The sequence below is a fragment of the Streptomyces malaysiensis subsp. malaysiensis genome, assembly GCF_040653035.1.
Classification (GTDB): domain Bacteria; phylum Actinomycetota; class Actinomycetes; order Streptomycetales; family Streptomycetaceae; genus Streptomyces; species Streptomyces malaysiensis.
The window spans coordinates 1-13,805 of sequence record NZ_JBEZNG010000003.1; the positions used below are offsets into that span (position 1 = coordinate 1).

Sequence of the window (13,805 nt, forward strand, 5' to 3'; positions counted from 1 at the left end):
CTGGGAGTCCACCACATTGTCCAGCAGGATCAGCATCCGCCGCCCCGCCAGCAGACTGCGGTACAGCGCGGTCTTGGCGTCCAGACGCCTCCTCACCTTGCGGTGAGGGGGCGCGCCGGGGGTGGGAGGCGCGCACTTGTGTGACTAATGGGGCTTTCGGATAGGCCGGTAGCGGCATGGGTAGCCCGTAGCCGACCCCGGTCCGTAGCCGTCCCGCTGCGGGCCACCGTCGCACGGAGAGGTGCCGGCTCAGCAGTGACACAGCCCTTTCGACTCCCCGACTTCTACATGCCGTATCCGGCGCGGCTGAACCCCCATGTCCAGGAGGCACGGGAGCACTCCACCCAGTGGGCCCGCGAGATGGAAATGCTCGAGGGCTCGGGGATCTGGGAGCAGGAGGATCTCGACGCCCACGACTACGCCCTGCTGTGCGCGTACACCCACCCCGACTGTTCCGGCACGGAGCTTTCGCTGGTCACCGACTGGTATGTGTGGGTGTTCTTCTTCGACGACCACTTCCTGGAGACGTTCAAGCGCTCCCAGGACCGTGCGGCCGGTAAGGCGTATCTCGACCGGCTGCCCGCCTTCATGCCGATGGATCCGGCCGACGGGACACCCGAGCCCACCAACCCGGTCGAGGCGGGGCTCGCGGATCTGTGGGCGCGGACGGTGCCCTCCATGTCGTCGGACTGGCGGGCCCGGTTCCGGGAGAGCACCGAGAACCTGCTCAACGAATCGCTCTGGGAGCTCTCGAACATCAACATCGACCGGGTGCCCAATCCGGTCGAGTACATCGAGATGCGCCGTAAGGTCGGCGGCGCGCCCTGGTCGGCCGGGCTGGTCGAGCATGCGGTGCGGGCCGAGGTGCCGGCGGTGATCGCCGGGTCGCGGCCGATGCGGGTGCTGCGGGACGCCTTCGCGGACGCGGTGCACCTTCGCAACGACCTGTTCTCCTATCAGCGGGAGATCGAGGAAGAGGGCGAGCTCAGCAATGGCGTCCTGGTCCTGGAGACGTTCCTGGACTGCACCACCCAGGAGGCGGCCGACTCCGTCAACGAGCTGCTGACCTCGCGGCTCCAGCAGTTCGAGGACACCGCGCTCACCGAGCTCGGCCCGCTCTTCGCCGAGCACGGGCTGGACCCGGCGGCCTGTGCGGGCGTCCTCGCCTACGTCAAGGGGCTCCAGGACTGGCAGTCGGGCGGCCATGAGTGGCATATGCGCTCCAGCCGCTATATGAACGGCGCGCACGAGGCGAGCGAGGCGCATGGTGCGGACGGGCCGCGCGGGGCTCACGGCGTGCACGAGGCCGGTGGCGCTCATGGTACGAACGGTGCGGGTGGCACCGGTCGGCGGAGCGAGCGCGCTCCATGGTCCCCCTTCGCGCTCACCGGCCTCGGCGTCTCCGCGGCCAGCCTGCCGCTGACCACCGGCCGGGCGGAGGCGGCCAGGGCGCGCAGGTTCAGCCATGTCCCGTTCCAGAGGACCGGGCCGTCGCTGCTGCCGGACTTCTCCATGCCGTTCACCCTCCGGCTCAACGCGCATCTGCCCACCGCCCGCCGCCATCTGGTCGACTGGGCACACCGGATGGGCATCCTCGAACCGCAGCCCGGCGTCCCTGGTTCGCAGGTCTGGGACGAGCGGCGGCTGCTCGCCGCCGACCTCCCGCTGTGCGCGGCGGGCATCCATCCGGACGGCTCCCCGGACGAGCTCGACGTGGCGTCGGGCTGGCTGGCCTGGGGCACCTACGCGGACGACTACTATCCGGCGGTCTTCGGCCGCACCCACGACCTGGCCGGAGCGAGGGCGTGCAACGCCAGGCTCGGGGCCTTCATGCCGCTCGACGCGGGCCCCACCCCCGTCCCGGCGAACGCGCTGGAGCGCTCGCTGGCCGATCTGTGGGGCCGTACGGCGGGCCCGATGGAGGACGCGGCGCGCCGCGACCTCCGCCAGGCCATCGAGGACATGACCGCCAGCTGGCTGTGGGAGCTGGCCAACCAGACGAAGCACCGGATCCCCGATCCGGTCGACTACATCGAGATGCGCAGGCACACCTTCGGCTCCGACCTCACCATGAGCCTGTGCCGACTGGCGCACGGACGGCGGGTGCCGCCCGAGATCTACCGCAGCGGCCCGGTCCAGTCGCTGGAGAGCGCCGCCGCGAACTACGCGACGCTGCTGAACGATGTCTTCTCCTACCAGAAGGAGATCGAGTTCGAGGGCGAGGTCCACAACGGCGTCCTCGTCGTCCAGAACTTCTTCGACTGCGACTATCCGACCGGGGTCGCCATCGTGAACGACCTGATGACCTCCCGGATGCGGCAGTTCCAGCATGTCGCCGAGCATGAGCTCCCCGTGCTGTACGACGACTTCGGCCTGGGGCCGGAGGCCAGGAAGGCGATGGACGGCTATGTGGAGGAGCTGAGCCACTGGATGACCGGGATCTTGAACTGGCACCGGGAGGTCCCGCGCTACCGGGAGGAGGAGCTGCTCCGCGTCCACCGGCGGCCGATGGGCGCCGGACGGCGGCCGGTGGCGGCCGGGGCCGGTGCGGGCGCGCGGGCGGTGGCCCCGTGGCACGGGCCCACCGGGCTCGGCACCTCGGCCGCGCGGGTTCCGGTGCCCGTGGGAGCAGGTCTGTCAGCGCGTCCGTAAGGACCGCAAGCACGTCCGTAAGGACCTCGGCCGGCGTCCTCGCCCTGTCCGCGGGACAGGGCGAGGCGGCCGGTGTCGGCTCTCCGGCCCGACGCTCTTCCCTCACCCCGCCGCTTCCCGAACGATGGGTTCCGCCCCTGGGCCCCGTGAGGAAGGCGAGCGACCGTGACGACGACCGATGACGATCTCTGCTTCAGGACCGCCCTGGACCTCGGCCATCTGCTGCGCACCCGCGAGCTGTCCGCGCGCGAGCTGCTCGAGGCCCATCTGGCCCGTATCGAACGGGTCAACCCCGCCGTCAACGCGATCGTCACCCTCGTCGCCGACCACGCCCGCGAGGCGGCCCGGCAGGCCGATGAGCGGATCGTGGCGGGAGAGGAGCTCGGGCCGCTGCACGGGCTGCCCATCGCCCACAAGGACCTCCACGACACCGCGGGCATCCGCACCAGCCATGGCTCGCCGCTCGTCGACGGCGTGCCCGACCAGGACGATCTGCTGATCGAACGGATCCGGGCCGCCGGGGCGATCACCATCGGCAAGACCAACGTGCCCGAGTTCGGGGCCGGTTCGCACACCTTCAACCCCATTTTCGGCGCCACCCACAACCCGTACGACCTGGGCCGCAGCGCGGGTGGCAGCAGCGGTGGCGCGGCGGCCGCGCTGGCCTCCGGCATGGTCCCGATCGCGGACGGCAGCGACACCGGCGGCTCGCTGCGCAACCCGGCCTCGTTCTGCAATGTGGTCGGTCTGCGCCCGTCGCCCGGGCGCGTCCCCAACTGGCCCTCCATGACCGCTTGGAGCACCCTCGGCGTCAAAGGGCCGATGGCCCGTACCGTGGCCGACACCGCCCTGCTGCTGTCCGCCATCGCCGGACCCGACGCCCGGTCACCGATCGCCCTGGAGGAGCCCGGCGCCCGTTTCGCCCGCCCCCTGGACCGCGATCTGACGGGGTTGCGGGTGGCCTGGTCGCCGGATCTCGGGGGGCTGGTGCCGGTCGAGCCCGAGGTGGCCGAGACGGTCGCGGCGGCGGCGGAGGTCTTCACCGGCCTCGGCTGCGTCGTGGAGCGGGCCTGTCCGGACCTGGCCGAGGCCGAGGAGGTCTTCCGTACGCTGCGCGCCTCGGCGTTCGAGGTCGCCTTCGGCGCGCTCATGGACGCGCACCCCGACGGGCTGAAGCGGGCCATACGGGAGAACGCCGAGCAGGGGCGCAAGCTCAGCGGGCCGGACGTCGCCCGCGCGGAGGTGCTGCACACCCAGCTCTTCCACCGTGTCCGGGAGTTCTTCGGCCGCTATGACGTGCTGCTGCTCCCGGTGAGCCAGGTGGTGCCCTTCGACGTCGGGATCGAGTACCCGACCGAGATCGCCGGGGTGGCCATGGACGACTATCTGGACTGGATGCGCTCGGCGTATCTGATCAGCTCGACCGGCAGCCCGGCGCTGTCCGTACCGGCCGGGTTCACGCCCGGCGGGCTTCCGGTCGGGGTGCAGATCGTCGGGCCGCACCGGGCGGACTTCGCGGTCCTCCAGGTCGGCCACGCCTTCGAGCAGGCCACCGGGCACTGGCGACGGCACCCGGCGGGCCTCGGGTAGCGGGGCCCACCAGGGCCTCGGACAGCCGGGGCGATCAGGGCCCCGGGCGGCCCGGGGTGATCGGCGCCCCAGGGGGCGATCACAGCATCCGGCAGCCAGAGGGCGATCAGGGCCGTGGGCGGGTGCGGTGCCCGGCCCGTTCCACCGATGATGGCGTTTCACCCATGGGAAGGAGCGCATCCGTGCCCACTGCCATAGGTCCGTCCCGCCCACCGCGCGGCGCCGTCGTCGTCGGCGCCGGCATGGTCGGCCTCGCCACCGCCTGGTCGCTGCTGAACCACGGCGTCGAGGTCACCGTCGTGGAGCGGCGCCACCCCGCGGCCGGGGCGTCCTGGGGGAACGCCGGCTGGCTGTCCCCGGCCCTGACGCTGCCGCTGCCCGAACCGGCCGCGCTCCGCTACGGGCTGCGCAGCCTGCTCTCCCCCGAGTCGCCCGTCTACATCCCGCCCCGGCCCGACCCCCGGCTCGCGCGCTTCCTGCTCACCTTCACCCGGAACTGCACCCCGCGCCGCTGGCGGGTCCTGGCCGCCACCTTCGCCACGCTGGGCCGCCAGGCGCTGGACGCGTACGACACCCTCGCGGCGGACGGCGTCGCCGAGCCCACCCGGCCCGCCGAACCCTGTCTGATCGCCTTCCGCACCGCCGCCGAGCGGGCCGCGATGGTCGAGGAGCTGGAGCAGGCCCGCGCGGCCGGTTTCACGATCGCGTACGAGCCCGTCGACGGGGACCGGGCCCGTGCGCTGGAGCCCGCGCTCGGCGACGCCATCGGCGCGGCCGTCGAACTCCACGGCCAGCGCTATCTGAACCCGGGGAACTTCGTGCGCGCCCTCGCCGACGCGGTGCGCGAGCGCGGTGGCGAGATCCTGGAGCGGACGGAGGTGTCCGGAATCCGGGACCTCGGGCGGGGCGTGGCCGTCACCACCTCCGGTGGCCAACTCCACGCGGACGTCGCCGTCGTGGCCACCGGCGCCTGGCTGGACGCGCTGGTCCGCCCCTTCGGGGTCCGGGTGCCGGTCCAGGCCGGACGCGGTTACAGCTTCAGCGTGCCGGCCGAGGGCGCCCCCACCCGGCCCACGTATCTGGCCGCCCAGAAGGTCGTCTGCACCCCGCTGGGTGAGGGCCGGGTGCGGGTCGCCGGGATGATGGAACTGGCGCCCGCGGAACGGCCGGTGGACCCGCGCCGGATCCGGGCGATCATCGCGGCGGCCCGTCCGCTGCTGCGCGGCATCGACTGGGCGGCCCGTACGGACACCTGGGTCGGCGCGCGCCCGTGCACCCCCGACGGACTGCCGCTGATCGGCCCGACCGGCTCCCCGCGGGTCTACGTCAACGGCGGCCACGGCATGTGGGGCGTGGCGCTCGGACCGCTCAGCGGACGGCTGCTGGCCGAGGCCATCGCGACCGGCACCTCCCCGGCAGAACTGGCCCCGCTGCATCCGCTGCGCTGAGCCGCCGCCTGCCGTCCATCCCCCCTCTCGGTCGCACAGACCGCCTGGGCGCGGCATGTTTTGGCCCTGCGGTCTCGGAAACCCGCCGTGCTGAGCGTTGCGACAACGTCGAAAGGAGCCACCGATGAGCACCGTGCGGGAGTCCGTCGAGGTTGGGGTTCCGCTCCGCACCGCCTATGACCAGTGGACGCAGTTCACTGAGTTCCCGAAGTTCATGGAGGGCGTGGACCAGGTCATCCAGGTGGACGATCGCCACAACCACTGGGCGACCTCCATCGCCGGTGTGCACCGGGAGTTCGACACCGAGATCGTGGATCAGCTTCCCGACGAGCGCATCGCTTGGCGCACCACCTCCGGTGATGTGCGGCAGCAGGGTCTGGTGACCTTCGAGCCCGTCGACGAGCGCCACACCCGGGTCAATCTGGCCATGGTCTTCGAGCCGAGCGGGATGGCGGAGAAGGCTGCGGACATGACCGGGACGCTCGACCGGCGGGTGAAGGGGGATCTGCGGAGGTTCAAGGACTTCATCGAGCGGCGCGGCGAGGCGGAAGGCGCCTGGCGCGGCCGGATCTCACCCGGCTGACCGCGCCGGTCGCATCGGTCGCACCGATTGCACCGATTGCACCGACCGCACCGGTGGCACGGTCGCACCGGTCCACCTGCCCGCGAGTGCACGTCCGCGAGGGCGTCGGCCACGTCGGCCGGCGCCCTCGCCCGCGTCCGACCGCGCAGATCTTGCTCATCCCCTCTACCAGGAGCAAGCTGGACATATGGGTGCTCAGGCGGCGCCTACGCTGATCACATCCGTACAGCGGGCCTTCCGGCTGATGGAGGCGGTGGGTGCGCACGAGTGTGGTGCGCCGGCCAAAAGGCTCGCCCGGGAGACGGGGCTGCCGCTCGCCACCACGTACCACCTGCTGCGGACGCTGGCGTACGAAGGCTATGTGCACCGGCTGGAGGACGGCGGCTTCGTGATCGGCGACAAGCTGCGCACCCTCGAGTCCGGCAGCCGGGGCCAGGCGATGCTCTCCCGGATCCGCCCCACCCTGGCCTCGCTGCGCGATGAGCTCTCCGCCGCCGCCTACCTCACCTTCTACGACGAGGGCGAGATCCGGGTGGTGGAGATCGTGGACGGCCCGCAGGCGCCCCGGGTCGATCTGTGGGTGGGGTTCGAGGACGCCGGACACGCCACCGCGCTGGGCAAATGCGTACTGCGCGAGCTGGACGACGACGCCCGCCACGAGTACTTGTCCCGCCATGAGCTCGTCGATCTCACACCGCGGACCGTCACCCGCCCCGGCGATCTGCTGCGCCGGCTGGACTCCCCGACCAACAGTCCGCTGGTCGCGGACCTGGAGGAGTACGCCCTGGGCACGGTCTGCTTCGCGGTGCCGATCTACTACGGCGACCGGCTCGGCTCGCTCGGGATCTCGCTGCCCGCGGACCGGTTCGCGCGGCTGGCGAAGCTGGATCCGCACCGAGAGCTGTTCCGGACCCATCTGGTCCCGACGGCGAGCCGGGTGAGCAGGAACCTCTCGCTCACTATCTGAAAACGCGTCCCTTGCGAAACCTATCTAATCGCTGTTTCTCTGGATGAAACGGACACCCCCGGTATCACTCGTGGAAGAGAGCAGCGAAGCAGGTCATGTACCCGGCCCGACTCCGCACGTACGACCCGGACCAGATGGACGGCACAGGGCTCATCGCCCCCGCGGTCCCCGTATTCATCATCATTGGTGTGGCCCTGCTGGCCCTCGTCACCTCGGAGGGGCTCGGCTGGCTGCCCATGCTCGCCGTCGGCCCTGCGCTCGCCGCCGCCCACTGGGGGCCGTACGGGGTGATGCGCATCGGGCTGCTCGCCGTGGGGGTGGGTGCCCTGCTGGGCACCCAGGGCGAGGAGACTCTGCGCACCCAGGCGATCATGCTGGCCACGCCCGCCGCCGTGGCCCTGGCGAGCTGTGGGGCCAGCGCCATGCGCCAGCGCCGTGAGCAGGTGCTCGCCGCCGTTCGCTCGGTCGCCGAGGCCGCCCAGAACGCCCTGCTCACGCCGGTGCCCGCCCAGGTCGGCGAGTTCCAGGTGGCCGTTCGCTACAGCGCCGCCGCCGCGGAGGCACGGGTGGGCGGCGATCTCTACGCCCTGCTGTCCACCCCGCACGGGGTCCGGCTGATCGTCGGCGATGTGCGCGGCAAGGGGCTCCCCGCGGTGAGCACCGCCGCGCTGGTGCTCGGCGTCTTCCGGGAGGCCGCCTACGACGAACGCGATCTGCTCGACGTCGTCGGCAGGATCGAGCGCAGCCTGGCCCGTAACCTGGCGCCCGACGACTTCGTCACCGCCGTGGTCGCCGGCTACCCCAGCGAGGGCCGGATGGAGCTCGTCAACTGCGGACATGCCCCGCCGCTGCTGTTCGGCGAGTCAGGGGTCAGCGCCGTCGAGCCCATCCGTCCGGCCCCGCCGCTCGGCCTGGCCTCCCTGGGCGGCGAGCTGCCGAGCCTCCAGGTGGTGCCGTTCATCGAAGGTGACCAACTGCTGCTCTACACCGACGGGGTCATCGAGGCGCGGGACCGCGGCCGGGAGTACTTCCCGCTGCTGGAACGGGTGCCGCGGCACATCTGTGACGAGCCGTCCCGCACCCTCGCCTCGCTCCACGCCGAACTGCTGTCCCATGTGGGCGGCCGGCTCCACGACGACGCGGCGCTGATGCTGCTCCGCAAGCCGGTGCTGGGCGCGATGCGCGGGGCGGCCGAAATGCCGTCGATGTGATCTGTGCCGTCAGTGTTGGTTGTCCGTATGGCCTCCGGCCTCTGTCGGTGATCGGCCCGGCCGCGCCCGACCGGCTCAGACGATGCCCTGGGCGGCCATCGCCTCCGCGACCCGCACGAACCCGGCGGCGTTCGCGCCCAGGGCGTAGTCGTCGGGGGAGCAGCCGTAGCGGTCGGCGGTGGTGCGGCACAGGGTGTGGACCTCGGTCATGACGGCGGCGAGGCGGGCCTCGGTCTGGGCGAAGGTCCAGCGTTCGCGGGAGGCGTTCTGCTGCATCTCCAGGGCGGAGGTGGCCACTCCGCCCGCGTTGGCGGCCTTGCCGGGGCCGAAGAGCACATCGGCCTCCCGGAAGATCTCGATCGCCGCCGGGGTGCAGGGCATGTTGGCGCCCTCGGCCACGGCCAGTACGCCGTTCTTGACCAGGGTGATCGCGCACTGCTCGGTCAGCTCGTTCTGGGTCGCGCAGGGCAGGACGACCTCGCAGGGCACCTCGAAGACCGAGCCGCGGCCGGAGAAGACGGCGCCCGGCTTGGCGGTGGCGTAGGCGTCGATCCGCCCCCGGCGGACCTCCTTGATCTCCTTCAGCAGGGTGGCGTCGATACCGTCCGGGTCGACCACATGGCCGGAGGAGTCGGAGCAGGCCACCACTCGGCCGCCGAGGGCGTGGACCTTGTCGATCGCGTAGAGCGCCACATTGCCGGATCCGGAGACGACGACTGTAAGGCCGTCGAAATCCTTCTTACGGGTGCGCAGCATCTCCTGGGCGAAGTGGACGGTGCCGTAACCCGTGGCCTCGGTACGCGCGTGTGAACCGCCCCAGCCGACCGGCTTGCCGGTCAGCACACCGGCCTCGAAGCGATTGGTCAGCCGCTTGTACTGGCCGAAGAGATAGCCGATCTCACGGGCGCCCACCCCGATGTCCCCGGCCGGCACATCGGTGTGCTCGCCCAGATGGCGGTGGAGTTCGGTCATGAACGACTGGCAGAACCGCATCACCTCGCCGTCCGAGCGCCCCTTGGGGTCGAAGTCCGCACCGCCCTTGCCGCCGCCGATGGCCAGACCGGTCAGCGCGTTCTTGAAGATCTGCTCGAAGCCGAGGAACTTCACGATGCCCAGATTGACGCTGGGGTGGAAGCGCAGGCCCCCCTTGTAGGGGCCAAGCGCGCTGCTGAACTCCACCCGGAAGCCGCGGTTGACCTGGACCTCGCCGTCGTCGTCCACCCAGGGCACCCGGAAGGCGAGTTGCCGCTCCGGCTCGCACAGCCGCTCCACGATCCGGGCGTCCACATACTCCGGATGCGCGCCGAGCACGGGGGCGAGGGCCGGCAGCACCTCGCGCGCCGCCTGGTGGAACTCCGACTCCCCGGGGTTGCGGTGCACGATCTGCGCGTAGACGGCCTCGATACGGGCGCTGACGTCCATGGGTGTCTGGTGCCTCTCTGTGGTCTTCTGTCTCATATGCCGGTCCTGTGGGGGTGTCCAGGATCTTGTCCCCGGCGGGGTTCACCACGGCGGCGCGCCCGGATGTCGCCCGCGGACGGGGAAGTTCGGACGCGAGAGCGGACGGAGGACCGGATGCCGGACCCGGTGGAACCGTGTGGGAGACCGGACCGCGGACCGGTCGCGAGACCGGGCGGAACCGCGTGGAAGACGCGGCGATGGTGGAGTGGGCCCCACCCCCGGGCGGGGGTCCGTACCACTTCCAGTACGGGACCGCGCTCTCTGCCGCGCGGCCGCGCCCGTTTCTAGCGTTCTCGGTGACAGGCGGACCCGTTTGATCCGCCCGGACGTGACGGAGGGGCGGAGAGATGAACCGGCAGTGGCGCGGCCGCAGGACGGCCACCGTGGAGCGGACGGGGACCTGGCACCATGCGCTGGCCCTGGACGGGGTCACCAGGGAGTACCGGCCGGGGGCCGTGGCGCTGCACCCCATCCATCTGACGGTGCCGCGCGGACGGTTCCTCGCGGTGATGGGGCCCTCGGGGTGCGGGAAGTCGACCTTGCTCCAGTGCGCCGCCGGGCTTGACCGGCCGACGGCGGGCACGGTGCGCATCGGCGGCACGGAGCTGTCCTCGCTGAACGAGGCGGCGCTGACCCGGCTGCGGCGGGAGCGGATCGGCTTCGTCTTCCAGGCGCACCATCTGGTGCCGTCGCTCACCGTGGCGGAGAACGTCTCCCTGCCGCTGATGCTCGGCGGCCGGCCGGTCGACGGCCGGGAGCGGCGGGCACTCGCGGCGGTCGGGCTGGGGGACCGGGGCGGCGCCCTGCCGTCGGAGCTGTCCGGCGGGCAGTGCCAGCGGGTGGCGATCGCCCGTGCGCTGGTGACCTCGCCCGACATCGTCTTCGCCGACGAACCGACGGGGGCGCTCGACCCCGCTGCCGCGGAGGAGGCGCTGACGCTGCTGCGGCAGGCCGTCGACCGTGACGGCCATACGGTCGTCATGGTCACCCATGACCCGTTCGCCGCCGCCTGGGCCGACGAGGCACTTTTTCTGATGCGGGGGAAGCTGGTGTGGCGGCAGGAGCGGCCGGAGGCGGCCGACATACGCCGCGTCCTGAAGGACCTGGGAGGGCGGACGGCATGAAGGTCGCCGCCCTGCTGGCCACTCGCGCCACTCGTGCCCACCGTAAGGCGTGGACCGCGGTCTTCGCCGCGCTCACCCTCACCTCCCTGCTGCTCGGCGCCTTCGGGCTGACTCTCGTCTCGGCCTGGAGCGCGCATCCACGGGTGGAGCGGTACGCCGGGGCCGATCTCGTCGTGGCCGGCGACCAGACCACCCGCTTCAGCGCGGCGTCGCTGGGCGAACGCGAGACCGTGAGCGCGGGGCTCACCGAACGGGTCCGCATCCCCCGCACGGCGCTGACCGTGGTGCGCGGGGTGCCAGGGGTGCGGGCGGCCGTCGCCGACGTGGAATTCCCGGTGGGCCTCGCGGGGTCGGCTGCCACCGGGTCCGCCACCGGGTCCGCCACCGAGTCCGCCACCGGGTCCGCCACCGAGTCCGCCACCGAGTCCGCCACCGGACGGCCCTGGGAGGCCGCTCGGCTGGCCCCCTACGCGCTACGGACGGGACGCGCCCCGCAGCGCGCGGACGAGGTGGTCGTGGCGGGCGGTGGCGGCCCCGAACGCGGCGGGGCGGACCGCGTCGGCCAGCGGCTGACGCTGCGCGTGGGCGGTCACGACATGGCGTACACCGTCGTGGGCGTCGCCGACGGCCCCCGTACCGCCGTCTGGTTCACCGGCGCCGAGGCCCGTCGTCTGTCCGGCCACCCGGAGGCGCTGGACGCCATCGGGGTCGTCGCCGAATCCGGCACGGGCGCGGGGGAGCTGGCCGGGCGGGTGCGGAAGGCGCTGGACACGGCCGGAGTCACCGACGTCGGGCATCGCGCGGACGGCGACCCGGCCACCGTGCGCGTCCTGACCGGGGACGACCGGGGCGAGGCGGAGTTCCTGGCCGCCGCGCCGGCCCGTGGTGAGCTGCTGGCGGCTCTGGGCTCCGTGGCCGGAGCCGTCGTCCTGGTGTCGCTGCTGGTGGTGTCGTCGACCATCGTCCAGGCGCTGCGTCAACGCTCCCATGAACTGGGCCTGTTGCGGGCGGTAGGCGCCACACCGGGGCAGCTGCGCGCAGCGGTGGGCCGAGAGGTGGGGCGGGTCGCGGCCTGGGCGGCGCTGGTGGGCGCGGCCGGGGCGGCCCCCGCGTACCTGGGGCTGCGCGCGCTGCTGGACGCGCGGGGCGCGCTGCCCACCGGACTCGACCTGACGCTTCTTCCGCCGCTGTGGCTCACGCCGCTGGTCACCGCCGCCGTCACCGTCCTGGTGGCCCAGGTCGCGGCGCTCATCGGCGGCGCCAGGACCGCCACGGCGCGTCCGGCGGAGGCGCTGCGCGAGCGGGCGCCCGGCAGGGGGCGCGGTATCACCGGGCTGGTGCTGCTGGGCGTGGGCGCGAGCGCCGCCGGGACGGCCGCCCTCCAGCGGGGCGCGACCGCGGCGGCCGCGGCCGGTGCGGCGGCGGTGACCATGGTGATCGCCTGTGCGGTGCTCGGACCGTGGATCGCCGAGGGGGCGATGCGGCTGCTGGGCGCTCCGCTGCGGCTGTTCGGCCCCGGCGGCCGCCTCGCCGCCGCCAACTGCGCGGCGTCCGCACACCGGCTGGGCGCGGCGATCACCCCGATCGTGCTGGTCACCGCGTTCGCCGGGGTTCAGCTCTCCGGGGGCGCGACGCTGACCCACGCGGGCGACGCCCAGGCCCGCCAGGTGCTGCGCGCCGACCTCGCGGTGCACGCGGACGGCGGGCTACCGGCCGGTGCGGTGGAACGGATCCGCGAGGTCCCGGGGGTACGGGCGGCGACGGAGATCGTCCCCGGCACGGTGCTGCTGGCGCGCAGCCAACTCGGCGCGCCCGAACTGGAGCGGCTGCCGGTCTTCGGCGTCACCCCGGAACGGCTGACGAGCACCCTCGACCCGGGGCCGCGGAGCGGGGACCTCGCCCGGCTGCGGCCCGGCACGGTCGCCGTCGGCGCCGACCGCGCGGACTCCCTCGGCGTACGGCCCGGCTCCACGGTGACCCTGCGGTTCGGCGACGGCCAGGAGGCCCGGCTGCGGGTCGTGGCGACGTACCAACGCTCCATCGCGCTCGGGGACTTCCTCCTCTCCCGCGACGACCTGCTGCGCCACACGTCGCTGCCCGCGGCCTCCGGTGCGGGCAGGGTCCTGGTCGCGACCGCGCCCGATGCCGACCGTAAGGCGGTCACGAACGCGCTGGCGCGGGCGGTGCCCGGGGCCCGGGTGGAGCCCGACCCGGCGCCGGTGCGGGGCGAGGCGGCCGAGCAGGCGCTGGCCGAGGTGGTGTCGGTGTCGGTGGTCGGCGCGGTCGGCGGCTTCACGGTGATCGCCGTCCTGAGCACCCTCGCCCTCATCGCCACCGGACGCCGCCCCGAACTGAGGCTGCTGCGCCTGGCGGGCGCGGGCCGCGGCCAACTCCGCCGAATGCTCCGGCTGGAGGCAGCGGCCACGGTGGTGACCGGGCTGGTGGTGGGGGCCGCCGTGGCGTCCGTACCCCTGCTGGCCTTCAGCATGGCCACGACGGGCACGCTGCCGTACCTGCCCCCGGCGCAGGCCGCGGTGATCGTCTCGGTGGTCGTGGCGACAGCGGCGGCGGGGTCGCTGCCGCCGGTGTGGGGGACGTTGCGGGGTCGGTATCCGCGGTAGGGGTTTTCGGCCTCTTCGGGGGGTGTGGGGCGGGGTGAGGGGCGGAGCCCCGGTGGGGGCGGGCCATGGGTGGGCATGGTGCCGTACCCGCCTCCGGTGGAGGCTGTGGTGATCGTCTCGGTAGGGGTTTTCGGCCCCTCCGGCGGTC

The 13,805-nt window shown here is 73.0% G+C and carries 9 protein-coding genes; 8 read left to right on the plus strand and 1 reads right to left on the minus strand.

What is annotated here, in order from left to right:
• The first annotated feature begins 255 nt into the window (after window positions 1–255).
• From AB0E24_RS07110 to AB0E24_RS07135, 6 genes are all read left to right on the plus strand, one after another.
• Entirely contained in the window at window positions 256–2,652 is a 2,397-nt protein-coding gene (locus tag AB0E24_RS07110; protein WP_359375302.1) for a terpene synthase family protein, read from the plus strand.
• A gap of 165 nt (window positions 2,653–2,817) precedes the next feature.
• Window positions 2,818–4,242 carry an amidase gene (locus AB0E24_RS07115; RefSeq protein WP_359375304.1) on the plus strand — a complete coding sequence of 475 codons (1,425 nt, stop codon included), beginning with the start codon at window positions 2,818–2,820 and terminating at the stop codon, window positions 4,240–4,242.
• Window positions 4,243–4,424: 182 nt separating this feature from the next.
• On the plus strand, window positions 4,425–5,690 hold the full coding sequence (locus AB0E24_RS07120) for an NAD(P)/FAD-dependent oxidoreductase (protein ID WP_250850636.1): 1,266 nt from the start codon (window positions 4,425–4,427) through the stop codon (window positions 5,688–5,690).
• Window positions 5,691–5,814: 124 nt separating this feature from the next.
• The gene (locus tag AB0E24_RS07125) at window positions 5,815–6,273 is read left to right on the plus strand and encodes an SRPBCC family protein (RefSeq protein WP_102935121.1); all 459 of its coding nucleotides are present in this window, start codon (window positions 5,815–5,817) and stop codon (window positions 6,271–6,273) included.
• A gap of 187 nt (window positions 6,274–6,460) precedes the next feature.
• Window positions 6,461–7,240 carry an IclR family transcriptional regulator gene (locus AB0E24_RS07130; protein WP_069861014.1) on the plus strand — a complete coding sequence of 260 codons (780 nt, stop codon included), beginning with the start codon at window positions 6,461–6,463 and terminating at the stop codon, window positions 7,238–7,240.
• Between the two features lie 95 nt (window positions 7,241–7,335).
• The gene (locus AB0E24_RS07135) at window positions 7,336–8,451 is read left to right on the plus strand and encodes a PP2C family protein-serine/threonine phosphatase (protein WP_102935120.1); all 1,116 of its coding nucleotides are present in this window, start codon (window positions 7,336–7,338) and stop codon (window positions 8,449–8,451) included.
• 75 nt (window positions 8,452–8,526) lie between these two features.
• Here the strand turns inward: AB0E24_RS07135 and gdhA are convergent, their stop codons facing one another.
• The gene (gene gdhA / locus AB0E24_RS07140) at window positions 8,527–9,873 is read right to left on the minus strand and encodes an NADP-specific glutamate dehydrogenase (RefSeq protein ID WP_099014253.1); all 1,347 of its coding nucleotides are present in this window, start codon (window positions 9,871–9,873) and stop codon (window positions 8,527–8,529) included.
• A 386-nt stretch (window positions 9,874–10,259) separates the two neighbouring features.
• On the opposite strand from gdhA, the gene AB0E24_RS07145 reads away from it, so the two are divergent.
• Together AB0E24_RS07145 and AB0E24_RS07150 are read left to right on the plus strand one after the other, a co-directional pair.
• Complete coding sequence (locus AB0E24_RS07145) at window positions 10,260–11,036, plus strand: ABC transporter ATP-binding protein (protein WP_093706551.1); 777 nt, start codon at window positions 10,260–10,262, stop codon at window positions 11,034–11,036.
• The gene (locus AB0E24_RS07150) at window positions 11,033–13,657 is read left to right on the plus strand and encodes an FtsX-like permease family protein (protein WP_359375308.1); all 2,625 of its coding nucleotides are present in this window, start codon (window positions 11,033–11,035) and stop codon (window positions 13,655–13,657) included. Before AB0E24_RS07145 ends, AB0E24_RS07150 begins: the two co-directional genes overlap by 4 nt.
• Window positions 13,658–13,805 lie beyond the last annotated feature (148 nt).